Genomic DNA, 22,381 nt, shown 5'->3' on the forward strand with positions numbered 1-22,381 from the left:
GGCGGACATGACCACCACACAAGCGGACACCTGGGGACTCCACGAAGCCCAGTTCTGGCTGCGGGGGAAGCAGCCGGAGGAGCGGGTGCACCACGCCGCCGACCTCGGGTTCTGGAACGTCTACGGGCACCCGGAGGCCGAAGAGGTGCTCCGCGACCCGGCGACGTACTCCTCGGACACCACCCGGCTGGTGCCGAAAGAGATGATGGCCGACGTCGACCCCGACGTCGACTTCGAGGAGATGCAGGCGGGCAACCTGCTGCAGCTGGACCCGCCGCTGCACAACAAGATGCGCAAGCTGGTCAGCCGTGCGTTCACGCCGAAGGTCGTCGCGGACCTGGAGCCGCGCATCGCCGCGGTGACGAACGAGATGCTCGACGCGGCGGGGTCCGCCGGCCGGCTGGAACTGGTCGAGGACCTGGCCTACCCGTTGCCGGTGATCGTCATCGCGGAGCTGCTGGGGGTCCCCGCGAGCGACCGGCACCTGTTCAAGGGCTGGGTGGACAAGCTGTTCAGCTCCTCGGAGCAGTTCTCGCTGAAGGACCAGACCGAGGGGCGGCAGGAGGCGGTCAAGAAGTCCCTCGAGGGGCAGAAGGCGCTCGTCGAGTACCTCGGCGGGCACGTCGACGAACGGCGGAAGCAGCCCCGGGAGGACCTGCTGACGAAGCTCGTCGAAGCCGAGCTCGACGGCGAGAAGCTGACCCGCAACGAGGTCGTCAACTTCGCCAACGTCCTGCTGCTGGCCGGGCACATCACCACCACGATGCTGCTCGGCAACGCGGTGCTGTGCCTGGACACGCACCCGGAGTGGGACGAGCGCGTGCGTGCCGACCGGTCGCTGGTGCCGCCGGTGATCGAGGAGTCGCTGCGGTACCTGTCGCCGTTCGCGGCGGTGGCCCGCGCGACGAACCGCGAGGTCGAGCTGGGCGGGACGACGGTGCCGGCGGACCAGATGCTGATGGTCTGGGTCGCGGCGGCCAACCGCGACGACCGCGTGTTCACCGACCCGGACACGTTCAACCCGCTGCGGGACCCCAACCCGCACCTCGCGTTCGGCCGCGGGATCCACTTCTGCATCGGGGCGCCGCTCGCGCGGCTCGAAGGCCGGGTGGCGCTGAACATCCTGTTCGACCGCTACCCCGCGCTGCGCACGATCCCGGGTGAGCCGCCGAAGTTCCAGGTCAACCCGAACATGACCGGGGTGCGGGAGCTGCCGCTCACCACCGCGTGAACCGGTTGCGCCCTGGGCGAAATCCCTCGCCCGGGGCGCTTGCCGTGTCCGAAGGTGGGGCGATGACGGTGGCGGTGCTGGCGGACATCCACGGCGTGCTCCCGGCGTTGGAGGCGGTGCTGGCCGAGCCGGACGTCGTGGCGGCGGACAAGATCGTGCTGCTCGGCGACATGCTGGCCGGCCCGATGCCGGCGGAGACCCTGGACCGGCTCCGTTCGCTGGGCTCCCGGGCGGTGTGGGTGCGCGGCAACGCCGACCGCGAGCTGGCGGCGTCGGCGCGCGGGACCGGGAAGTTCGTGCCGGACCCGATCTTCCCGTGGGCCGCGCGGCAGCTGCGTCCCGCGGACCTGCCGGTGCTCGACGCGCTGCCGCTGACGGTGTCGCTCGACGGCGTGCTGTTCTGCCACGCGACCCCGCGCGACGACACGGAAATCGTGCTCGTCGACAGCCCGCTGGAGCGCTGGGCGGAAGTCCTCGACGGCGTCACGGAGGACATCGTCGTCTGCGGACACACGCACATGCCGTTCGTCCGGCTCGCCGACCGGCGGCTGGTGGTCAACCCCGGCAGCGTCGGGATGCCGTACGGCGCCCGTGGTGCGCACTGGGCGTTGCTCGGCGACGGCGTCCGGCTGCGGCGGACGGTTTACGACGTCGAGGAGGCGTGTCGCTTCCTGATCGCGCGGTCGGGTTATCCCGGCATCGAGGAGTGGGTGGACTACTTCGTCCGCAACCCGGCTTCGGACGCCGAAGCGTTGCGCGTGTTCAGCGGGCGCGGAACGAGTTCCACATGATGACCGCGGCGTAGGGCAGGAACTCGCGGCCGCGGCGCCAGAGCCACGGGATTCCCTTGAGCACCAGCCACCCCACGTGCCCCGCGGCGCTCGGCTCGACCCCGCCGCCGCAGGTGAGGCTCACCGGCTCGGGCACGGCGAAGCCGGCTTCGGCGAGCAGGGCGGTGAAGCCGTCGGCGAGGAGGCGGTGGCCGAGTTCCGAGGGGTGCAGCCGGTCGACGCTCCAGACGGTGAGGTCGTAGGCGCCGGGGAGGCGGTCGAGGTCGAGGCAGGGGACGCCTTCGCGGGCGACGACCTCGTCGATGGCGGCGTTCAGCTCGGCGACGCGGGCGCTGAGGGCGCGCTTGAGCGACGGCGGCAGGCGGAAGACCTTGCTGTGGTCGTGGAACCGGACGGGGACGACGGTGGTGTTCACCGCGCGGAGCCGGTGGATGACCTCGGTGAGGTCGGCGGCGATCCGGGCGGCGTCGAAGTCCGGCCGCAGGGTGTCGTTCATGCCGGCGACGAGCAGCGCGACATCAGGCCGGTGCGCGACGGCGGCGGGGACTTGTTCGGTGAGCACGCACCGCATCCGCGCGCCGGTGAAGGCGGGGTTGAGGTAGCCACCGGGACCGACCCCCAGCGCGGCGGCGACGAGCGGGCCGACGCCCCGCCAGCCACCCCGTTTGGGCAGCGGATCCCCGAGCCCGACGGCGGTGGAGTCCCCAAGCACGACAAGCCGTTGGGCGTGCTTGGGGACGGTGGCGGTCGCAGTCGCCGGCACGGTCGCCGATACGACGGCCGGCACGGCGGCCGGCACGGCCGCAAGCGCGGGACGGGCGGGCCGGTGAGGTTCGGGAGTGACTTCGACACTGATCACGGTCACGCCCCCGACCATCGGCCACGGAGACTCACACCCGGTGAGGACGAGGTAACGCGCCTGGGACGGAGCGCCTAATTCTTGACGCTCACCTCACGTGGGCCGGAAATGTCCTGTTCGAGGCAACGGCAGCGAGGACACGACGCGCCGACCACCGGCCGAGAGGGCCACCGGCGCGCCTGACGCACTCAGCGCAGGGAGGCAGGGCGGGGGTGTCACGTACTTCCGCGGGCTGCACGTACCGAACTGCAGGCAGGAAGTACGTACTCCCGCCGAAATCACTACGCGGTCCCCGAGCGGGACACTACGCGGTTTTCCCAATTGACTGAGGCGGATCGTGACGAGACGCTTTTCAGGCCTCTTCGGGCGTGGATTTTGCTCTCAAGGAGAGGTGGATCGATGTCGGCAGGGGTGTGGCTCGCGCTGGCGGTGGTCGTTCCGGCGCTCTTCGGGCTTGGCCTGGTATGTCTCCTCCTCGTCAAGCTCGACGCCCGCAGATCCCTTCGGCGGATCAAGATCGATACGCACGTCGGTCGCTGGTTCGGCCTGGCGATTCAGGTTGACCGGGAACCCGCTCGCACCCCTCCGGTGGTCCTCTCCAGCGAGGTTCCCGCCCGGGAGGGGACCGAGGCTCCAGCGGCCGAGACGCGAAACGCAGCTCCTCGCGGCCCGACTACTGGGAACGAGCGGCAACCCCAGTCGCCGGGCAGCCGAACAAAGAGTGACCGATGATCACATAAGGCGAACATCTCGACGCCCTGTGGACAACCGCGTCCGCCTCAGCGGAAAGCCGGGTAGAACGCCAAATCCGCGTGCGGTCCCAACCGCGCCGCCAACGCCGCCGCCACCCGGGCCGCGAACTCCGATACCGCCGTCATCCGCACGTACCCCGCGTGCTTGGCCAAGTCGCGCCACCACGTCACCAGGGCCGCCTCGCGGCTCAGCGGGGCCGCGTGCCGGGACAGGTCCAGCGATCCCAGCTCCTCGCCCGTGATCAGCCACACCCGCAGCAGCTCGCTGGTCGTCAAATGCGAGGCCAGCACGTCGTCGTCGGCGAAGGTGGGCCACACCCCCACCACCTCCGCGCGCCACCCCGCGACCATCGCTTCGCTCATGCCCGCCGGCAGGGCCAGCGCGTCCGGCCAGCTCGCGAACGGCAGCCTCAGGTGCGCCGCGTCGACCAGGGCCGACCGGACGCAGCCGTACTCGAAGTCCAGGAACCGCACGCTCTCGCCCGTCACCAGGTTGTTGTCCGGGCTCAGCTCCACCGGGCTGAACGCGCGGAACCCCGCCGACCGCGACTGCTCGAGCGCGTCCGCCACCTGCGTCAGCACCTCGTCCGGCGCCGGGATGCCGAGGCGCTCCTGGATCACCGCCGGCACCCTCGCGCACAGCTCGTCGTCACCGCGACCGTCGTTCTTCGCCGGGCCGCCCAGGCGCCGCAGCAGCGCGTTGAAGTCCGCCTCGCGCCCCGCCGTGCTCGCGTGCAGCCGGCCCAGCGACCGCGCCCACGACAGCAGCGCGCGCTCGGCCGCGCGGGAGTCGCGGGCGTAGAGCTTGTCCTCCAGCGTCGGCGTGCGGCCGAGGTCCTCCAGCACCAGCACGCGGTCGCGGCCGTCGTGGGCCAGCAGCTCCGGGCACATCCGCTCGTCCGGCGCCAGCGCGGTGAACAGCTGGTAGCTGACCGCCTCCTGGGCGAACGGGTCGGCGCCCGAGGCCGGCTGGTCCGGGTAGTGCTTGATGACCAGCGTGCGCGGCAGCGCGAAGGACGACGACACCACGCGTGCCCGGACCACCGTGGCCGGCCCGCTCCCCGCGAGGTCCTCGGGCGCGACCAGCGTGATCGCACTGCCGAACCGGCGCGAAAGAACGGACTCGCCCGCCGCGACCGCCGCGGCGACGGCGAGCTGCTCGGCTCCTGCCCCGACCCCAGCGTCGCCGGAGGAGGAGGTGTCGACTGTCATTGTCACCGACCCTACTCGTGACTGAGCAACCATGACTACTGACATCCGGACAAGAAGTCGCCTCCCGTCCGGACCGGTCATCCCCGTGAAAGCGGACGCGTTCCCACCCGTGAACGTTGCCCATTCCGGCGCAGAGTCAACACAATGGCCGCTGCTGCAACGATTCCGAGAAGGTTGACGAGCAGCTGGCCGGCCGACTGGAGGCACCGGCTCCACTGCCCCGCGACCGCGGCCGACTTCGCCGACGTCATGGCGAGCATCCCGGCGACACCGGCGAGCATCGCGACGACCAGGGACGGCACGCCGACGGAAAAGACGAAGTCGACGTCGTGGTTCCGCTCCAGCTGGAACGCCTCCTCGCCGAAGACGCCGGTCGCGCGCACGAGCAGCGCGCCGCCCAGCGTCACGACCATCGCCAGCGGGAAGCCGACGCCCAGCGCCGCGCTCGCCCGGCGCAGGAGGTTCCCGCGGTCACCCGGCGGTTCCACGGCGACGCCGCGGTGCGCGACCAGGTGTGCCGTCCCGGCGTGGGCCCGCAGGACGTCCAGCGCTTGCGCGGTGGGCTCCGGCGGGCACACGGCCGTCAGGTGCAGCACTAGTTCTGCGGGGGCGCGGCGGGCTTCGCGTCGATGCCGGCTTCCTTGCGCTGCTGCGGCGTGATCGGCGCCGGCGCCGCGGTCAGCGGGTCGTAGCCGCCGCCCGTCTTCGGGAACGCGATCACGTCCCGCAGCGAGTCGGCCTTGGCCAGCAGCATGACGATGCGGTCCCAGCCGAACGCGATGCCGCCGTGCGGCGGCGGGCCGAAGGCGAAGGCGTCGAGCAGGAAGCCGAACTTCTCCTGCGCCTCCTCCTCGCCGAGGCCCATCAGCGCGAAGACGCGCTTCTGGACGTCGCCGCGGTGGATACGGATCGAGCCGCCGCCGATCTCGTTGCCGTTGCAGACGATGTCGTAGGCGTAGGCCAGCGCGTTGCCCGGGTCCTGCTCGAACTTGTCGATCCACTCGGGGGTCGGCGACGTGAACGCGTGGTGCACGGCGGTCCACTTGCCGGCGCCGACGGCGACGTCGTCGCCGATGTCCTCGACCGGCGCGAACAGCGGCGCGTCGACGACCCACACGAACGACCAGGCGTTCTCGTCGATCAGGCCGAGCCGCTTGCCGATCTCGTCGCGCGCGGCGCCCAGCAGCGGCTGCGTGCTCGACGCCTTGCCCGCGGAGAAGAAGATGCAGTCGCCCGGCTTGGCGCCCGCCGCGGCGGCGACGTTCTCGCGCTCGGTCTCGGACAGGTTCTTCGCGACCGGGCCGCCCAGGGTGCCGTCCTCGTTGACGAGGATGTACGCGAGGCCCCGCGCGCCGCGCTGCTTCGCCCACTCCTGCCACGCGTCGAGCTGGCGGCGCGGCTGGTCGGCGCCGCCGGCCATGACGACCGCGCCGACGTACGGCGCCTGGAACACGCGGAACGGCGTGTCGGCGAAGAACTCCGTCATGTCGGTGATCTCGAGGTCGAAGCGCAGGTCCGGCTTGTCCGAGCCGTACTTGGCCATCGCCTCGTGGTAGGTGATGCGCGGGATGGGCCGCGGGATCTCGTGCCCGATCAGCTTCCACAGCGCGGAGACGATGTCCTCGCCGAGCTTGATGACGTCGTCCTGCTCGACGAAGCTCATCTCGATGTCGAGCTGGGTGAACTCGGGCTGGCGGTCGGCGCGGAAGTCTTCGTCGCGGTAGCAGCGGGCGATCTGGTAGTACCGCTCCATGCCGCCGACCATGAGCAGCTGCTTGAACAGCTGCGGCGACTGCGGCAGCGCGTACCAGGAACCGGGCTTGAGCCGCGCGGGCACCAGGAAGTCGCGCGCGCCTTCGGGCGTCGAGCGGGTCAGCGTCGGGGTCTCGATCTCGACGAAGTCCTGGTTGTGCAGCACCTCGCGCGCGGCGCGGCTGACCTCGCTGCGCAGGCGCATGGCCGCGGCCGGGCCGCTGCGGCGCAGGTCGAGGTAGCGGTGCTTGAGGCGGACCTCTTCGCCGACGTCGACGCGGTCGTCGATCGGGAACGGCAGCGGCGCGGCTTCGGAGAGGACCTCGAGCTGGGTCGCGAGGACCTCGATCTCGCCGGTGGGGATCTCGGCGTTCGCGTTGCCCTCGGGGCGCTTCGCGACCTCGCCGACGATCTTCACACAGAACTCGGAACGCAGGGCGTGCGCGCGCTCGGCCATCTCGCCTTCGCGGAATACGACCTGGGCGACGCCGCTGGCGTCGCGGAGGTCGATGAAGATGACGCCGCCGTGATCGCGCCGCCGGGCCACCCATCCGGTGAGGGTGACGGTCTGTCCGGCCTGCCCGGCACGCAGGGTGCCGGCGTTGTGAGTGCGGAGCACTGCGACTGCTCTCCTTCGACCTGGGGTTATCGCTGTCCTGGAAGGCTAACGAACAACCCAGCGTACGACGTCGGCAGGCTTGGCTTGCGCTTGCGTGGTGGTCAGAGCACGAACTTCGGCCGGGTCTCCAGTGCCGCCACCAGCCGGTGGGCTTGGGCGAGGTAGGCGGCGACCTGGTAGACGCGGCCGCCGGGGTGGGCGACCAGCCAGCTCGCGGCCGCCGAGGCGGAGGCGAAGAACGGCTGGCCCGCGCAGGCCACCGCGTCGACGTGTTCGAGGCCGAAGCCCAGGTCGACCGCGGCGACGACGGCCGACGGCGGGTCGGCCTGCACGATCCCGTGCGCGGTGAGGTCGATCCGGATGCGGGTGCCGGTGACCGGGCAGGTCGCGGCCGCGTGCACGCGCTCGCCGGTGGCGATGGCCAGCAGGAACATGTCGACGGTGCCGTCGGGGCCGGCGCCGAGGGTGCCTTCGGCCGGGGCGAGGCGGTGGTGGGCGCCGCGGGGCGCGGGGCCGGTGCTGACGAGGTCGCGGTGGAGGGTGAAGCCGATGAGCTCGACGAGCCGGCGCGCTTCGAGGGGGGCGACGCCGACGGTCGCGGCGAGCCGTTCGACGCCGACGGGGTGACGCCCGGCCCGGGTCAGCTTCAGGGCGGCCCACGCGAGCCGGGCGGCCGCGACCCGGTCGGTCTGCGAGGTCGTCATCGCCGCTCTCCCTTCCGCATCGATCCCTTCGACGTTAGGCGTCGGCGAGGCGGAGCGACAACGACACGATCGGACATTTTTCCGCAAGCCGCCGACTCGGCCGCGCAATCGGGTGAGGACTACGGCGAACGGCGCAGTTCGACCGGTCCAGGAGGCGATTGGGGTGACGGCTTCACCCACACGGCGGCCCGGCGGATGATCACGGACCGGCGGGGGCGGATGTCCACAAAGGACAGCACGGCCGCGGCGGAGGGGCGGTCCGGATCGTCGGCGCGGCCGGAGCTGTTCCGCCACCGCGACCCGCGGCCTCAGCACACCCCAGCTCACAGCAACCGCAGCTGCTCCGCCGCCGGCACCTCGATCCGCGACTCGGGCACCGCCTCGATCCCCCGCGAATCCTCGCCGGGCCTTCTCATCAGCCCGTGCCGCCGGAGCAGCGGCGCCACCCGCTCGCCCAGCCTCTCCCGGTACGCCTTCTGCACGTAGCTCCCCCGCGCGTACAACTCGCGGTACCTCGGCACCAGCTCCGGATACGTCCCCGCCAGCCAGCGGCCGAACCACTCGCGCGCACCCGGGCGGAGGTGCAGCGGGATCACCGTCGCGCTCGTCGCGCCCGCTTCGGCCAGCTTGGCGAACAGCGCGTCGAGCGCCTCGGCCGAATCCGTCAGCCACGGCAGCACCGGGGCCACCAGCACCGAGCACGGCAACCCCGCGTCGCGGGCCTTGCGGATCAGCTCCAGCCGCGCCCGGGGGCTCGGCGTACCCGGTTCGAGGCGGTGCTGCAGCTCGCCGTCCAGCAACGCCAGCGAGACCGCGAGCGACACCGGCACGTCGTGGGCCACCTCCTGCAGCAGTGGCAGGTCGCGCGCGAGCACCGTGCCCTTCGTCAGCACCGACAGCGGCGTCCCCGATCGGGCCAGGGCCGTGATGATCCCCGGCATCAGCCGGTAGCGGCCCTCCGCGCGCTGGTACGGGTCGGTGTTCGTGCCCATCGCCACCGGCTCGCGCCGCCACGACGGCCGTTTCAGCTGGGCCGCGAGCACCTCCGGCGCGTTGACCTTCACGACGACCTGCGTGTCGAAGTCGTGGCCGGCGTCGAACTCCAGGTACGTGTGGGTGTTCCGGGCGAAGCAGTTGTGGGACACCATGCCGTCGGCGATGAAGTCGCCGGTGCCGGTGGTGATGTCGAACAGCGGCAGCTGCAGGCCCAGCGGCTCGATCGCCTCGACGCGGCGGCGGCTCGCGCCGATGACCGCGCCGTCCAGCGACCGCTTCCACGCCACCGCCGGGTTGCCCACGTGCAGGAACCGCAGCACCTCCGCGGTCCCGCCGAGCAGCCGGACTTCCTGCCGCGCGGGGAACTTCGGCACTTCGTCGATCTGGTGCGCGAAGCCGAACCGGGTCAGCGCGGCGGCGAACGCCTCGACGATCTCGGGTTCGTCGTGCGCCACGGCGAGGACGCCGCGGCCGTAGTCGCCCGCGAGGTCGAAGACGCCGGCGAGGAACCCGCGCTGCCAGTGCGCGTCCGGGTCCGGCGGCACCTGGAGGAACCCGACGGACGCGCCGAAGTCGGGCAGGTACCCGAGGGCGCGTGTGGCCGCGTCCGCCTCCGCGGCGAACCCGCCGGAGCGCAGCATCCCGCACAGGTAGCCGGCCCGGTACCCGAGCGTCTCGTCCGGCGTCGGCTCGAACCGGCCGACGCCGATCAGCTCGGTGCCGGGTTCCAGGTGCGGCCGTTGCGCGGCGCCGAACTTGCTGCCGGTGACGTGCTTCCAGCCCTTGCTCGTGAGGAACCGGTGGTCGCCGCCGGCGACCAGCCGGGTGCCGTCTTCGAGCGTCACGCGGTAGGCGGCGCGCAGGGTCGTCCAGTGCGCTTCGACCCGGGTCGGCACCAGCCGCCGGGACGCACCGTGGCCGCGGGTGCCGTAGATCTCGTCGCCGACCTTCAGCTCGGACAGCGCCCGCGTGCGGCCGTCGGCCAGCAGGATCTTCGTGCCGCCTTCGAGGCAGTACGTGCAGGCGTGCGAACAGCCGCGGTACGGGTTCACGGTCCAGTTGAAGGGGACGCCGGAGCCCGAAGGGACCTTGTTCAGCACCGAGCGCGCGTGCACCTCGTGAAAGGTGACGCCGTCGAACTCCGGTGACCGCACGGACCGCACCAGGCCCTCCAGCCCGGGCAGTGCCGGCTCACCCTCCCCCGCTCGCTGCCGATCCCATCGCACAGCGCCAGTCGAACATATGTTCTAGTCGAGTGTCAAACCGGTTCGCCGCAGGCGAATCGGCGTGGTGCGGGTGTGGCTGCTGGGGCGGTTCAGGACGAGAAGCGGTCCAGCGCCCGGATCTTGTTGGTCGCGTCCAGAGCGGCCACCTTGTACGCCTCCGACAGCGTCGGGTAGTTGAACACCGCGTCGACCAGGTAGTCGACCGTGCCGCCGCAGCCCATCACCGCCTGTCCGATGTGGACCAGGTCCGTCGCGCCCGTGCCGAACACGTGCACCCCGAGCAGTTTCCGGTCCTTGGTGGACACCAGGAGCTTCAGCATGCCGTAGCTGTCGCCGGTGATCTGGCCGCGGGCCAGCTCGCGGTAACGCGCGATGCCGACCTCGTACGGCACCGACGACGACGTCAGCTGGGCCTCCGTCGAGCCGACGTACGAGATCTCCGGGATCGTGTAGATGCCGATCGGCTGCAGCGCGCCCAGGCCGTTCGCCGGTTCGCCGAACGCGTGGTACGCCGCCAGCCGGCCCTGGTCCATCGACGTCGCCGCCAGGGCCGGGAAGCCGATCACGTCGCCGACCGCGTACACGTGCGGGACCTCGGTGCGGTAGTGCTCGTCGACCACGAGCCGGCCGCGCTCGTCCGCCTGCAGGCCCGCCGCCTCCAGCGCAAGCTCGCCGGTCATGCCCTGGCGGCCCGCGGAGTACATGACGCCGTCGGCCGGGATGCGCTTGCCGCTGACCAGCGTCGTGATCGTCGCGTCGTCGGACACCGCCACGTCCGCGACCTTCTCGCCGAAGCGGAACGTCACACCGAGGTCGCGCAGCTGGAACTTCAGCGACTCCACGATCTCCGGGTCGCAGAAGTCGAGCATCTGGTCGCGCTGCTCGACCACCGTGACGCGCGAGCCGAGCGCGGCGAACATCGACGCGTACTCGATCCCGATCACCCCGGCGCCCACCACGACCAGCGACGACGGGATCTGCTCGAGCCGCAGGATCTCGTCGGAGTCGAGCACGCGCGCGGCGTCGAAGTCCACCTGGGGCGGGCGCGCCGGGCGGGTGCCGGTGGCGATCACGACGTAGTCCGCGCTCAGCGTCCGGCGGTCGCCGGGGTGCTTGCTCTCGACGACCACCGTGTGCGGGTCGGCGAACGAGCCGGTGCCGGGGATCAGGTCGACGTGGTTGCGCAGCAGCTGCGCCCGTACGACCTGGACCTCGCGCCCGACGACGTGCTGCGTGCGCGCCAGCAGGTCGGCGATCGTGATGTCCTGCTTGACGCGGTAGCTGGCGCCGTAGAGCTCGCGCTGGTTCATGCCCGTCAGGTAGAGCACCGCTTCGCGCAGCGTCTTGGACGGGATCGTGCCGGTGTTGACGCACACCCCGCCGACCATGTCGTGCCGGTCCACGACCGCCACCCGCTTGCCCAGCTTCGCCGCGGCGATCGCGGCCTTCTGGCCGCCGGGGCCCGAACCGATGACGATGAGGTCGTACTCGTGCTCGCTCACGGTGTCGAGCCTGCGCACCCGGACGCCCCGGCGCAACCCCCGGCCGGTGAAGATCCGCGCGCGGGTCGGTTTCCGGGTTAGCGTGACCGGGTGCTGCGCGTCTCGCTGCTGGGCGAGCAGGTGATCGCCGACGACGCCACCGGCACCGTGCTGACGCGGTCGCCGCGCTCGGTCGCGCTCGTGGCCCACCTCGTCGTGCACGCCGGGCTGGCCCAGCCGCGCCGCCTGCTGGCCGGGCTGTTCTGGCCGGACTCCACCGACGCGCAGGCGCTGACCAACCTCCGCCGCGAGCTGCACCAGCTGCGCCGCGTCCTCGGCGACCTGCCCTCGCTCGCCGTCACCGGGCGGGACCTGTGCTGGCGGGACACGCCGTCGAGCCGGGTGGACGTGCGGGAGTTCGACGTCGCCCGCCGGGCCGCGCTGGCCGCCGAAGACCCCGGCGAAGCCGTCGCCCACGCCCAGGCCGCGCTCGCGGCCTACCGCGGCGAGCTGCTGCCCGGCCTGGCCGACGACTGGGTCCTGGCGGCCCGCGCCGAGCTCGACCGCCAGTGCGTCGAGCTGTGCGACCTCATCTGCCGGACCCCCGCGGGCGACCCGGCCGCCGCGCTCGCCGCGGCCCGCCGCCGGATCCGCCTGCGCCCGCTCGAAGAGACCGGCTACCGGACGCTGATGGGTCTGCAGGCCGACGCCGGCGACCGCGCGGGCGCGGTGAGCACGTACCACCGGTGCGCGTCGGTCCTCGAACGCGAGCTCGGCGTCGTCCCGGCCGAGCCGACCCGCGCGGCGCTGCGCCGGCTGCTCGCCCGGCCCGGCCCCGAGGTCCGGCGGGCCGCGGCCACCGGGCTCGTCGGCCGGACGGCCGAGCTGGCCCGGCTCGGCCGGCGGTGGCACGCGGCCGCCGCGGGCCGGGCCGGGATCGTCCTCGTGCGCGGCGACGCCGGGGTCGGCAAGACGCGGCTCGTCACCGAGCTCGCCGGGCTGGCGCGCGCGGAAGGCGCCGTCGTGGCCACCGGGCGCTGCTTCGGCTCGGCCGGCCGGCTCCCGCTGGCGCCGGTGGCCGACTGGCTGCGCACCCCCGCGGTGCAGCGGGCGGCCGCGGCCCTCGACCCGGGGTGGCGCGCCGAAGTCGACCGGCTGCGGCCGGCCGCGCGCCCGGCCGGGGGCGGCCACCCGACGGTCGACGCGTGGCAGCGCCTGCGGTTCTTCGAAGGGCTCGCCCGCGCGCTCACCGCCGGCGGCCGGCCCGTCCTGCTGGTGCTCGACAACGCGCAGTGGTGCGACGAGGAGACGGGCGCGTTCCTCGCCTTCTGCCTCGGCCTCCTGCCGGACGCGCCGCTGCTGGTCGCGGGAACCCTGCGCGACGGCGACCTCGACCCCGGCGTGGCCGCCTGGACCGGCCGGCTGCGCGACGACGGCAAGCTGACCGAGCTGCCGCTGCGCCCGTTCGACGCCGACGGCACCGCGCAGCTCGGCGAAGCGGTGGCCGGGCGCCCGTTGTCCGCGTCGGACCGCACGCTGCTGCACGCGGCCACCGGCGGGTTCCCGCTCTACGTCGTGGAAGCGTTGCGCACCAACGCTTCCCCGCCGTCCGGGCGCCTGGACGGCGTGCTGCGGGCCCGCCTCGAACAACCCGGCCCGGCAGCCCGCGAAGTCGCCGGGCTCGCCGCCGCGGCCGGCCGGGACTTCACCCTCGAGCTGCTCACCGAGGCGAGCGACCTCGACGCCGACACCGTCGTCGAGGCCGTCGACGAGCTGTGGCGGCGCCGGATCGTGCGCGAGGTCGGCGGCGGCTACGACTTCACCCACGACCTCCTGCGCGAGGCCGCCTACCAGCAGGTCAGCCCGCCGCGGCGGTGGCTCCTGCACCGGCGGCTGGCCCAGGGCCTGGAGCTGCTGCACGCCGAGGACCCCGACGCCGTGGCGGCGCAGCTGGCCGAGCAGTACGCCCGCGGCGGACGCCCCGACCGCGCCGTCGAGCACTACCGGCGCGCCGCCGCCGTCGCCGCCCGGACGTTCGCCCACGCCGAGGCGATCCGGCTGCTGAAGGAGGCCCTCGACCTGGTCCGCGCACGCCCGGCGAGCGGCAACCGCGACCGCGCCGAGCTCGACGTCCTCGAAGCGCTCGCCGGGCCGCTCAACGCCCACCACGGCTACTCCTCCCTCGAGCTGCAGCACGTCCTGGAACGGTCACTAGCGCTCGCGGAGTCCTCGGGCGGCAAGGAATCGGCGCTTACCGCGCTGCTGGAACTGTGGTCGTCGCGGTTCGTCCAAGGCCGGACGGCGGAAGCGCACCAAGCCGCCGAGCGGGCCCTCACGTTGCTCGTCCCCGGCACCAGCGCCGAGCAGGGCGGCTCGGCGCACTTCATCGTCGCGGGCTCCTCGCTGACCCTCGGGCACGACCCGGCCGAAGCGCTGCGGCACTTCGAGCTGGGCGCAGAGCGCACGCGCGGGGCGTCGTCGTGGCCGATCGGCACCCGGCCGGACGTGCACGGGCCGGCCTGGGCCGCGCACGCCCACTGGCTGCTCGGCCACGACGACGCGGCCGTGGCGAGCAGTGCCGACGCGATCGCGCTGGCCCGCCGGATCGAACAGCCGTACAGCCTGGCCATCGCGCTCGCGTACGCCGGGATCACCCACCAGATGCGCCGCGACCGGCCGGCCCTGTGGGCGACCGTTTCGGAGCTGCACGCGCTGTGCGACCGGTACGGCTTCGCCTACTACCGCGAGTGGGCGCTGGTGCTGGGCGGCTGGGCCCGCGGCGGCGCGGCCGGGCTGGCCGCGGCGCAGGAGGGCGTCGCGAACCTCAAGGCCGAGGGGTCGTTCGCCCGGATGCCGTACTGGCTGACGCTGGTCGCCGAGCTGACGGACCCGGCCGCGGCCCGGGCGACGCTCGACGCCGCCCTCGCCGCCGGGGAGGCCCGCGACGACCGCTGGTGGCTGCCGGAGGTGCTGCGGCTGCGGGCGGCGCACGACGCCGATCCGGTCCCCCGCCTGCGGGCGGCCGCCGAGCTGGCCCGCGTCCAGGGCAGCGTCGCCCTGCGCCGGCGGGCGGAGGCGGACCTGGGCGTTCGGCTCCCGTCCTGACCGGCGCGAACGGACCGAACGCTGCGCGAACGCCGGGTGCCTACGTTCGCCTCGAACCGGGAAATCCGAGAGGGGCACCATGACCACCACCGCACTGCCGCACGAGGAACTGGCCACCGCGCTGCGCGGCGACCTCATCACGCCGGCCGACCCGGGCTACGACGAAGCCCGCGCGGTCTACAACGCCATGATCGACAAGCGGCCGGCGGCGATCGCCTACTGCCGCGACGCCGCCGACGTCGTCACCTGCGTCCGCTACGGGCGCGAACAGGGCCTGGACCTGGCCGTGCGCGGCGGCGGCCACAACGCGGGCGGCCTCGGCGTCGCCGACGGCGCCCTGGTCATCGACCTGTCCGGGCTGCGCAGCACGACGGTGGACCCGGTCGACCACACCGTCCGCGCCGACGCGGGGTGCACGTGGGGCGACGTCGACCACGCGACGGTCGCGTTCGGGATGGCGACGCCGTCGGGCATCGTCTCCTCGACCGGTGTCGCGGGCCTGACGCTCGGCGGCGGCATCGGCTACCTCGCCCGCCGCTTCGGCCTGACGGTCGACAACCTGCTCGGCGCGGACGTCGTGCTCGCGGACGGCTCGTTCGTGCACGCTTCGGAGTCTTCGCACGAGGACCTGTTCTGGGCCCTGCGCGGCGGGGGCGGCAACTTCGGCGTCGTCACGTCGTTCACCTTCCGCTGCCACGACATCGGCGAGCGCGGCGTCGTGATCGGCGGCCCGGTGCTCTACGACCTGGCCGACACGCCCGACGTGCTGCGCTGGTACCGCGAGCTGCTGCCGTCGCTGCCGGAGGAGCTCAACGGCTGGTTCGGGCTGATCACGATCCCGCCGGCGCCGCCGTTCCCGGAGGAGCTGTGGGGCCGCAAGGCGTGCGGCATCGTCTGGTGCTACACGGGCGCGCACGACAAGGCCGACGAGGTCCTGGCGCCGGTCCGCTCGTTCGGGTCGCCACTGCTGGTGGGGCTGCAGGACATGCCGTACACGGCGTTGCAGGGAGCGTTCGACGCGCTGTACCCGGCCGGGCTGCAGTGGTACTGGCGCGCGGACGTGTTCCACGAGATCTCCGACGCGGCGATCGACATCCACGTCAAGTACGGCGAAAAGCTGCCGACGATGCACTCGTCGATGCACCTGTACCCGATCGACGGCGCGGCGAGCCGGGTGGCGCCGGACGCGACGGCGTTCCCGCACCGGTCGGGCGGCTGGTCGGGCGTGATCGTCGGGGTGGATCCGTCGCCGGAGAAGGCCGCGGCGATTTCGCAGTGGACGCGGGCGTACTGGGAGGAGCTGCACCCGACGTCGGCGGGCGGGGCGTACGTCAACTTCATGATGGAGGAGGGCCAGGACCGGGTGAAGGCGTCGTACGGCGCGAACTACGACCGGCTGGCGGCGGTGAAGCGGCGGTACGACCCGGACAACGTCTTCCACGTCAACCAGAACATCCGCCCGGCGTAACGGGTCAGGAGCGCAGGGCGCCGCGGCGGCGCTGCCAGCCGGTGACCGTGTCCAGCCCGGACTCGATCTCTTCGGTGAGCAGCGCCGTCAGCTGCGCCGCGACGTCCGGGCCCAGCAGCTCCCCCACCCGGTCCATCGACGACAGCGCCTCCCACGGCGAGCCCGCCAGCGAGTCCGAGACGACCCCCGGCTCCGGCGGCGTCAACCCTTCCTCCAGCCCGAACCGCCCGGCCGCCAGCAACGCCGCGACGACCAGGTGCGGCTGGGCGTCGGCGCCCGCGAAGCGGAACTCCAGCCGCGGATCCGACGGCGGCCCGGCCACCCGCACCGAGGCCGTCCGGTCGTCGTGGCCCCAGCGCACCTCGCGCGGCGAGAACGGCGCCGTCCGCAGCCGGACGTAGCTGTTCCACGTCGGCGCCCACACCGCCGTCAACGCCCGCGCGTCGCGCAGGACACCCGCCAGGAACCCGCCCAGCAGGTCCGGCGGCGACCCGTCCACAGTAGACAACGACAGGTGCACGTGGCCCGAGTTCCCCTGCCCGGGAAAGGGGGCGGCGAGATAGGACGCCGTGACGTCGTGGCGGGCGGCGGCCCGGCGCACGAGCAGCTGCTGCAGCAGCACGTCGTCGCACGCGGCCAAGGCGTCGCGGTGGCGCAGCACCACCTCGTACTGCCCCGGGTGGCACTCCGCGCGCGCCGACTCGACGCCGAGCCCGGCGTCGTGCACCGCCGTCCGCACGTCGGAAAGCAGCGGCGCCAGGCGTTCGGTGCCGCCGAGCGCGTAGTCGACCCCGTGGGATGTCAGGGGCGAGCCGGCGGCGTCGAGGAACACCACCTCGTGCTCGATGCCCACCGACGGCACCAGTCCCAGGCCTTCCAGCGCCGCGAGCTGGCCGCGCAGTACCTCGCGCGGGGCCAGTTCCGCGACCTGACCGGACGGCCACTCGGCGTCGCACACCACCGCCCACGTCCGGTCGCCCAGCGGGACCGCGGTCGCCGCGTCCGGGCGCACGCGCAGGTCGCCGAAGCCGTCGAGGTACCCGCCGAGCACGCCGGACTCCGGCAGCGGATCGCGCGACGGCGTCCACGCGAAGACGTAGCTGCAGATGCCGTACCCGTCGTCGAGCACCGAAGCGGCGAACGGCGCGGCCAGTTCGACCGCGGCGAACCGCGCGTGCGGGTCCGGCACCAGCAGGAGCAGCCGGGCGCCGTCCTCCTCGAGGACACCGCGCAGCACCTCCGTGCCCGCCTCGGCGACCGCGCGCCGGGTGGCCAGCGACCGCGGGCCGGCCGGGCGCGCGAACGGCGTCACCACGCGCCGCCGGGCTCCGGGGCGTGCAGCGGGTTCGGCACCCGCCCCCAGCGGACGTCGAACTCGTCGTCGCGCTCCACCTTGTCGAAGCCCTGGCCGGCGAAGTGCTCCCGGTTGAGCGTGACGCGCTCGACGTCCGGCGCGAACAGCCGGCACGCGTCGAACCGCGCGGCGACGTCCGGGTTCTCGTCGCGGTAGCGGCCGACGACCTCCCGCACCGGCGCCCAGAACCGCGCCCGCGGCAGGCCGAGCTCGTCGAGCAGGACCTCCGCCCAGAACCGGAACTGCCCGGAGAACACCGAGCTGAACAGCGACTGGGCCAGCAGGTGCGCGGGCCAGCGCAGCATGTCGGCGGCCGCTTCGGGCGGGAGCGACTCGTAGCTCTCGAGCCGCTCGTCGAGCAGGTCGACGCCCTGGGCGAAGTCCTTGATCAGCACCCGTTGCGGGACGCCGGCGGCGTCGACGACCAGGACGAGGTTCTGGCCGTGCGGGCAGAACCCGACGCCGTGGCGCAGCAGCCACTGCAGCAACGGCGTGAGCAGCAGGTCGAACAGCCGCGTCAGCCACGCTTCCGCGTCACCGCCGCCGATCAGGTGCGCCAGCATCGAAACGCCGTCGGGGCCGCGATAAGGCAGCGCCGCGAAGGAAATCGCGCGCTCGCCCCCGGCCAGCTGCGCGACCAGCGGCTCGCGCCACAACGCACCCAGCGTCTCGTGGAACCGGTAGGGCAGCTCGTCCAGGTGCCCGAACAGCGGGTGTCGCACGGACACGCTCGCGACCTCGCCGAGCAGCCCGAACCGGTACTTCTCGCTGACCAGCGGGTCGGCGGCGCTGATCCGGCGCAACCACGACGTCACCGACGGCCCGGCGAGCGTCGCCGCCGAGTTCAGCCCGCGGTAGACGAGCGTGTTCCGCACCGACACGGCGGTCTTGACGTCGTGCCGGCCCGGCGCGCTCACGTTGGCCAGGGTCCGGACCGTCTGGTGTGGACGGTAGGCGTCCGCGCTCTCGCCCAGGTCGACCATCACCCCGGTGGCGAGTTCGGCGGCGTAGAGCGTGCCGAGGATCTCGTCGGCCTGCCAAGGGTGGACCGGCACCCAGACGTAGTCCTCGGGCGCCCGCGCGGCGAACTCCGCGCGCTGCGCGCCGAGCTCGGCGTCGAGCAGCGCGTCCCGGCTCAGCTCGTCGACGCAGCGGAACTCGGCGTGGGCGGGGTGGACGGCGAACCAGCGCAGCCGGACGTCGGCGCCCGCCTCCGGGGCGTAGCTCGCGCGGTCGCGGGCGGAGAACCCGACGCGGCCCTTGTTGAGCACCAGCCGGGGATGCCCGGCCAGATGCCCGTCGGCCACGTTGTAGTCCATTGTAGACAAATCGGCCGCGGTCGGCGCGCGGCGCAGGCGGGCGGCCTCGTTGGCAACCGTCGCCGTCAGCTCGGCCAGGACGTCGGCCAGCCGCAACCCGCTGAGCCCCAGGACCTCCCGCGCGTCGACGACGAGCGTGCGCGGGTCGGTGGCCGGCTCGCCGGAGCGGTACGCACTGCCCGGGACGACCGTCCACGCGTCGAAGGCGCCGCGGCGCGCCTGGAACGTGTAGACGACGTCGTCCGGCAGCTCCAGCCGCCAGGAGCTGCCGTCCCCGACCGGCTCCAGCAGGTGCTCGTAGGACAGCTCGCCGAGCATCTTGTGCACGATCAGGGCACCGGCCGCGCGCCAGGCGGCCGCTTCGTCGAGGGTCACTTCTCCTCCAGGCCGAACGTGGTGAAGGCGGTGCGGTCGGGCAGGTCGTGCACGGTCTTGCCGCACACGGCGTTGAGGATCACGGCCGCGCGCCAGGCGCCGAGGCCGAGGTCGGGCGCGCCGGGGCCGTGGGTGTGCCGTTCCGCGTTCTGCACGAACAGCGCGCCGGGCACGTCGAGGGCGACGCGGTAGTCGGCGCCGACCACCAGGCGGCCGCGCGCGTCGCGGTGGACAGCGTCGCCGAGCCCGGCCAGCAGCGGCCCGATCGGCGTCTCGGCGTAGCCGGTCGCGGCGACGACGGCGGCGGTGCGCAGGGCGGCGTCGCGGCCCTGCTGCGCGTGCCGGAGGCCCAGTTCGACCCCTCCGTCCACAAGGGATGCCGAGACGACTTCGACGCCGGGCGTGAGCACCGCGCCCGGGGGCCCGGCGATGCTGCGGCGGTACAGCTCGTCGTGGATCGCGCCGATCGTCTCGGTGTCGATGCCCTTGTACAGCTGCCATTGCGCAGGCAGGAGGCGGTCGCGGACCGCTTCGGGCAGGCCGTGGAAGTACGCGGTGTAGTCCGGGGTGAACTGCTCCAGCCCGAGCTTCGAGTACTCCATCGGCGCGAACGCTGGGGTCCGCGCGAGCCAGCGCACGCCGTCCACAGTGGACCGTGAGCGCAGCAGGTCGAGGACCACTTCGGCACCCGACTGCCCGGAGCCGACCACGGTGACGCTGTCGGCGGCGAGGAGTTCTTGCCGGTGCGTCAGGTAGTCGGCCGAGTGCAGCGCGAGGACGGCCGGATCGTCGACGAGATCCTTCAGGGGCGCCGGCACCGACGGCACCGACCCGACGCCGAGCACGACGTTGTCCGCCAGCACCGGCTCGGCCCCGGTGATCGTCAGCTCGAAGGCGTCGCCCGCCCAGCGGATGCCGGTGACCTCGTGGCCGAACCGGCACGACGGCAGCCGGGCCGCGGCCCACCGGCCGTAGTCGTCGTACTCGACGCGCGGCATGTGGAACCGCTCGGCGAAGTAGAACGGCAGCAGGCGGCCGCGGTCGCGCAGGTAGTTGAGGAAGGAGAACGGGCTGGTCGGGTCGACCAGCGTCACCAGGTCGGCGAGGAAGGGCACCTGCAGCGTCGCGCCGTCGACGAGCAGCCCCGGGTGCCAGCGGAACCCGGGGCGGGCGTCGAAGAACACCGTGTCCAGGCCGGCGACCGGGGCGGCCAGCGCCGCGAGCGAGAGGTTGAACGGCCCGATGCCGATGCCCGCGAGGTGGTGGCGCCTCACGAAGCGACCGGGCTTTCCCGGCGGGCGACGAGCTCGGCCGACGCCGTGGCGACGATCCGGTCGAGCAGCGGGCGGTAGTCCTCGGCGGTGGTGTGCGGGTGCAGCAGGGTCAGCTTGAGCCACAGCTGGTTTTCGCCGCCGGGGCCGGTCGGCAGCGCGGCCCGGCCGATGACGGCGGTGCCCGCTTCCAGGAGCGCGCGGCGGACGCGGGCGACGAGCTCGTCGTCCCCGGTCTCGTCGGCGGCGACGGGCCGCAGCACGACGGTCGACAGCTCGGGCCGGCCCCAGAGGCGGAGGCCGGGGTGCCGCTCGACCCGCTCGGCGACCTCGGTCGCGGTGGCGCAGCAGCGTTCGACGAGCGCGCCGAGGCCGTCGGTGCCGAGCGCGCGCAAGGTGACGGCCATCCGGAACGCGTCGGGCCGGCGCGAGGTCCGGATCGAGCGGCCGAGCAGGTCCGGCAGGCCGGCCTCGGTGTCGTCGTCGGCGTTGAGGTACTCGGCCCGGACGGTGAGGGCGGCGAGGTCCGCGGCTTCGCGGGCGGCGAAGAGCCCGGCGGCGACCGGCTGCCAGCCGAACTTGTGCAGGTCGAGGGCGACGGAGTCGGCGAGTTCGAGCCCGGCGAGCTTGTGCTTGAGCGCGTCGCTGCACAGGGCGGTGCCGCCGTAGGCCGCGTCGACGTGCAGCCGGGATTTGTTACGGCGGCAGATTTCGGCGATTTCGGGCAGCGGGTCGAGCGTCCCGGTGTTGGTGGTCCCGGCGGTCGCGACGACGACGGTCCCCGGCCCGGCGACCTCCGCGAGGGTGGCGGGAAGCATGCGGTCGCCTTCGCAGGGGACGACGATCGGTGCGGGCAGGCCGAGCAGCCAGGCGGCGCGGGCGACGCTGTGGTGGGCGTTGGCGCCGCAGACGCTTTGGAGAATGCCGTTTTCGCGCGCCAAGAGGAGGCCGAGCAGGTTGGATTCGGTGCCACCGGTGGTCACGACGGCGTCCGGGGTTTCGGCGGCGGGGTAGCACAACCGGGCGATCCCGGTGGTGAACTCGCGTTCGAGCTCGCTCGCGACGGGGGCCTGGTCCCAGGAGTCCATGGAGGGGTTGAGCGCGCTGGCGACGACATCGGCGGCCACGGCCACGGCGAGGGGCGGGCAGTGCAGGTGGGCGGCGCAGGAGGGGTCGGCGGGATCCGCTGACCCGGCGGCGAGCAGCCGGCTCAGCTCCTCGAGAGCGGCTTCGGCGCCGACGCCGTGGCGGGGAAGTGCGGGTGGAAGTGGTGCGGACTCGGCGCTTCGGGTCGCGACCGGGCCGCCGGTCGGCTTCCGGTCGCCGCGCTCGGCTGCCGGTGCGGCATCAGCGGGGTTCGGGCCTCCGCGCTCGGCGGCCGAGTGGAGTGAGGATCCGGCGCCTCGCACCGTGGGCGCCCGCTCGGAAACAAGCGCGGCGGCCAAGGCCGGGCCGGACCCCGCGGCCTGCGTCGATGCCGCCTCGGCGGAGTTCCGGCCGTCGGGCTCGGCGGTGGCTCGCCCCGCGGCACCAGCCTGCGCGGCTGCGGCCTCAGGTTCCCGGCGCCCGCGCTCGGCGGGCGTCTCCGATCCCGCGCGGCCGGCGGCCAGCTCGCCACCCTCCGCGACCAGCGCCGCCGCTACCGCGGCCGGGCCGCCGGCCGGGATGGGGCCGCCGCGTTCCGCGACTCCCGCCGCCATTCCGCGCAGTGCCGCCGGGATCAGCTCGCCGAGCCGTTGCGCGCCGCCGTCGCCCCCGGCCAGCCCGTCTCCGCGCATGTACCCGCCTTCCTTAGGGTTGCCTTGCCTACGCTGAGCAACAGTACGGCGACCGACGGCTGCCTGTCATCCGGCCCCGTCCAGGATG

At 73.4% G+C, this 22,381-nt stretch carries 15 protein-coding genes; 4 read left to right on the plus strand and 11 right to left on the minus strand.

Annotation, left to right across the window (positions count from 1 at the left end; all coding sequences use genetic code 11):
* Nucleotides 1-7: 7 nt before the first annotated feature.
* Entirely contained in the window at nucleotides 8-1,231 is a 1,224-nt protein-coding gene (locus tag ACZ7OH_RS23165; protein ID WP_470282659.1) for a cytochrome P450, read from the plus strand.
* 62 nt (nucleotides 1,232-1,293) lie between these two features.
* On the plus strand, nucleotides 1,294-2,022 hold the full coding sequence (locus ACZ7OH_RS23170) for a metallophosphoesterase family protein (protein WP_470282660.1): 729 nt from the start codon (nucleotides 1,294-1,296) through the stop codon (nucleotides 2,020-2,022).
* On the opposite strand, the gene ACZ7OH_RS23175 is transcribed toward ACZ7OH_RS23170, so the two are convergent.
* From ACZ7OH_RS23175 to sthA, 7 genes are all read right to left on the minus strand, one after another.
* Complete coding sequence (locus ACZ7OH_RS23175) at nucleotides 1,994-2,899, minus strand: SGNH/GDSL hydrolase family protein (protein WP_470282661.1); 906 nt, start codon at nucleotides 2,897-2,899, stop codon at nucleotides 1,994-1,996. The two genes, ACZ7OH_RS23170 and ACZ7OH_RS23175, sit on opposite strands and share 29 nt — an antisense overlap.
* A 761-nt stretch (nucleotides 2,900-3,660) precedes the next feature.
* On the minus strand, nucleotides 3,661-4,845 hold the full coding sequence (locus tag ACZ7OH_RS23180) for a phosphotransferase (protein WP_470282662.1): 1,185 nt from the start codon (nucleotides 4,843-4,845) through the stop codon (nucleotides 3,661-3,663).
* Between the two features lie 77 nt (nucleotides 4,846-4,922).
* The gene (locus tag ACZ7OH_RS23185; protein ID WP_470282663.1) at nucleotides 4,923-5,441 is read right to left on the minus strand and encodes a DUF389 domain-containing protein; all 519 of its coding nucleotides are present in this window, start codon (nucleotides 5,439-5,441) and stop codon (nucleotides 4,923-4,925) included.
* The gene (gene aspS / locus ACZ7OH_RS23190) at nucleotides 5,441-7,216 is read right to left on the minus strand and encodes an aspartate--tRNA ligase (RefSeq protein ID WP_470282664.1); all 1,776 of its coding nucleotides are present in this window, start codon (nucleotides 7,214-7,216) and stop codon (nucleotides 5,441-5,443) included. The genes ACZ7OH_RS23185 and aspS overlap by 1 nt, the downstream gene beginning before the upstream one ends.
* 101 nt (nucleotides 7,217-7,317) lie before the next feature.
* Nucleotides 7,318-7,920, minus strand: coding sequence for an organomercurial lyase (merB, locus tag ACZ7OH_RS23195; protein ID WP_470282665.1), 603 nt, complete (start codon nucleotides 7,918-7,920; stop codon nucleotides 7,318-7,320).
* A gap of 323 nt (nucleotides 7,921-8,243) precedes the next feature.
* Nucleotides 8,244-10,142: an intein-containing Rv2578c family radical SAM protein gene (locus ACZ7OH_RS23200; protein ID WP_470282666.1), complete on the minus strand. Its 1,899-nt coding sequence runs from the start codon at nucleotides 10,140-10,142 to the stop codon at nucleotides 8,244-8,246.
* Nucleotides 10,143-10,231: 89 nt separating this feature from the next.
* Nucleotides 10,232-11,644: a Si-specific NAD(P)(+) transhydrogenase gene (gene sthA / locus ACZ7OH_RS23205; protein ID WP_400889883.1), complete on the minus strand. Its 1,413-nt coding sequence runs from the start codon at nucleotides 11,642-11,644 to the stop codon at nucleotides 10,232-10,234.
* A gap of 90 nt (nucleotides 11,645-11,734) precedes the next feature.
* Here sthA and ACZ7OH_RS23210 point away from each other — a divergent pair, with 90 nt between their 5' ends.
* Entirely contained in the window at nucleotides 11,735-14,728 is a 2,994-nt protein-coding gene (locus tag ACZ7OH_RS23210) for an ATP-binding protein (RefSeq protein WP_470282667.1), read from the plus strand.
* Between the two features lie 79 nt (nucleotides 14,729-14,807).
* Nucleotides 14,808-16,196 carry an FAD-binding oxidoreductase gene (locus ACZ7OH_RS23215; RefSeq protein ID WP_470282668.1) on the plus strand — a complete coding sequence of 463 codons (1,389 nt, stop codon included), beginning with the start codon at nucleotides 14,808-14,810 and terminating at the stop codon, nucleotides 16,194-16,196.
* Between the two features lie 4 nt (nucleotides 16,197-16,200).
* Here the strand turns inward: ACZ7OH_RS23215 and ACZ7OH_RS23220 are convergent, their stop codons facing one another.
* The 4 genes from ACZ7OH_RS23220 to ACZ7OH_RS23235 are packed head-to-tail and all read right to left on the minus strand — an operon-like array spanning nucleotide 16,201 to nucleotide 22,293.
* Nucleotides 16,201-17,508, minus strand: a complete 1,308-nt coding sequence (locus ACZ7OH_RS23220) for a type I glutamate--ammonia ligase (RefSeq protein WP_470282883.1) — start codon at nucleotides 17,506-17,508, stop codon at nucleotides 16,201-16,203.
* Nucleotides 17,505-19,244 (minus strand): IucA/IucC family protein, encoded by a 1,740-nt coding sequence (locus ACZ7OH_RS23225; protein ID WP_470282669.1) that lies wholly within the window; start codon nucleotides 19,242-19,244, stop codon nucleotides 17,505-17,507. The genes ACZ7OH_RS23220 and ACZ7OH_RS23225 overlap by 4 nt, the downstream gene beginning before the upstream one ends.
* The gene (locus tag ACZ7OH_RS23230) at nucleotides 19,241-20,518 is read right to left on the minus strand and encodes a lysine N(6)-hydroxylase/L-ornithine N(5)-oxygenase family protein (RefSeq protein WP_470282670.1); all 1,278 of its coding nucleotides are present in this window, start codon (nucleotides 20,516-20,518) and stop codon (nucleotides 19,241-19,243) included. Before ACZ7OH_RS23230 ends, ACZ7OH_RS23225 begins: the two co-directional genes overlap by 4 nt.
* A complete protein-coding gene (locus ACZ7OH_RS23235) occupies nucleotides 20,515-22,293 on the minus strand; it encodes a pyridoxal phosphate-dependent decarboxylase family protein (protein ID WP_470282671.1) in 1,779 nt (592 codons plus the stop codon). The genes ACZ7OH_RS23230 and ACZ7OH_RS23235 overlap by 4 nt, the downstream gene beginning before the upstream one ends.
* Nucleotides 22,294-22,381: the final 88 nt, after the last annotated feature.

The sequence above is a fragment of the Amycolatopsis sp. NPDC114478 genome (genome assembly GCF_055633805.1).

What these genes read in the sequence shown, in the direction of transcription:
- merB (WP_470282665.1), bottom strand. Translation starts at nt 7,920, where the DNA reads ATGACGACCTCGCAGACCGACCGGGTCGCGGCCGCCCGGCTCGCGTGG.
- ACZ7OH_RS23215 (WP_470282668.1), top strand. Translation starts at nt 14,808, where the DNA reads ATGACCACCACCGCACTGCCGCACGAGGAACTGGCCACCGCGCTGCGC.
- ACZ7OH_RS23175 (WP_470282661.1), bottom strand. Translation starts at nt 2,899, where the DNA reads ATGGTCGGGGGCGTGACCGTGATCAGTGTCGAAGTCACTCCCGAACCT.
- ACZ7OH_RS23165 (WP_470282659.1), top strand. Translation starts at nt 8, where the DNA reads ATGACCACCACACAAGCGGACACCTGGGGACTCCACGAAGCCCAGTTC.
- ACZ7OH_RS23180 (WP_470282662.1), bottom strand. Translation starts at nt 4,845, where the DNA reads ATGACAGTCGACACCTCCTCCTCCGGCGACGCTGGGGTCGGGGCAGGA.
- ACZ7OH_RS23235 (WP_470282671.1), bottom strand. Translation starts at nt 22,293, where the DNA reads ATGCGCGGAGACGGGCTGGCCGGGGGCGACGGCGGCGCGCAACGGCTC.
- ACZ7OH_RS23170 (WP_470282660.1), top strand. Translation starts at nt 1,294, where the DNA reads ATGACGGTGGCGGTGCTGGCGGACATCCACGGCGTGCTCCCGGCGTTG.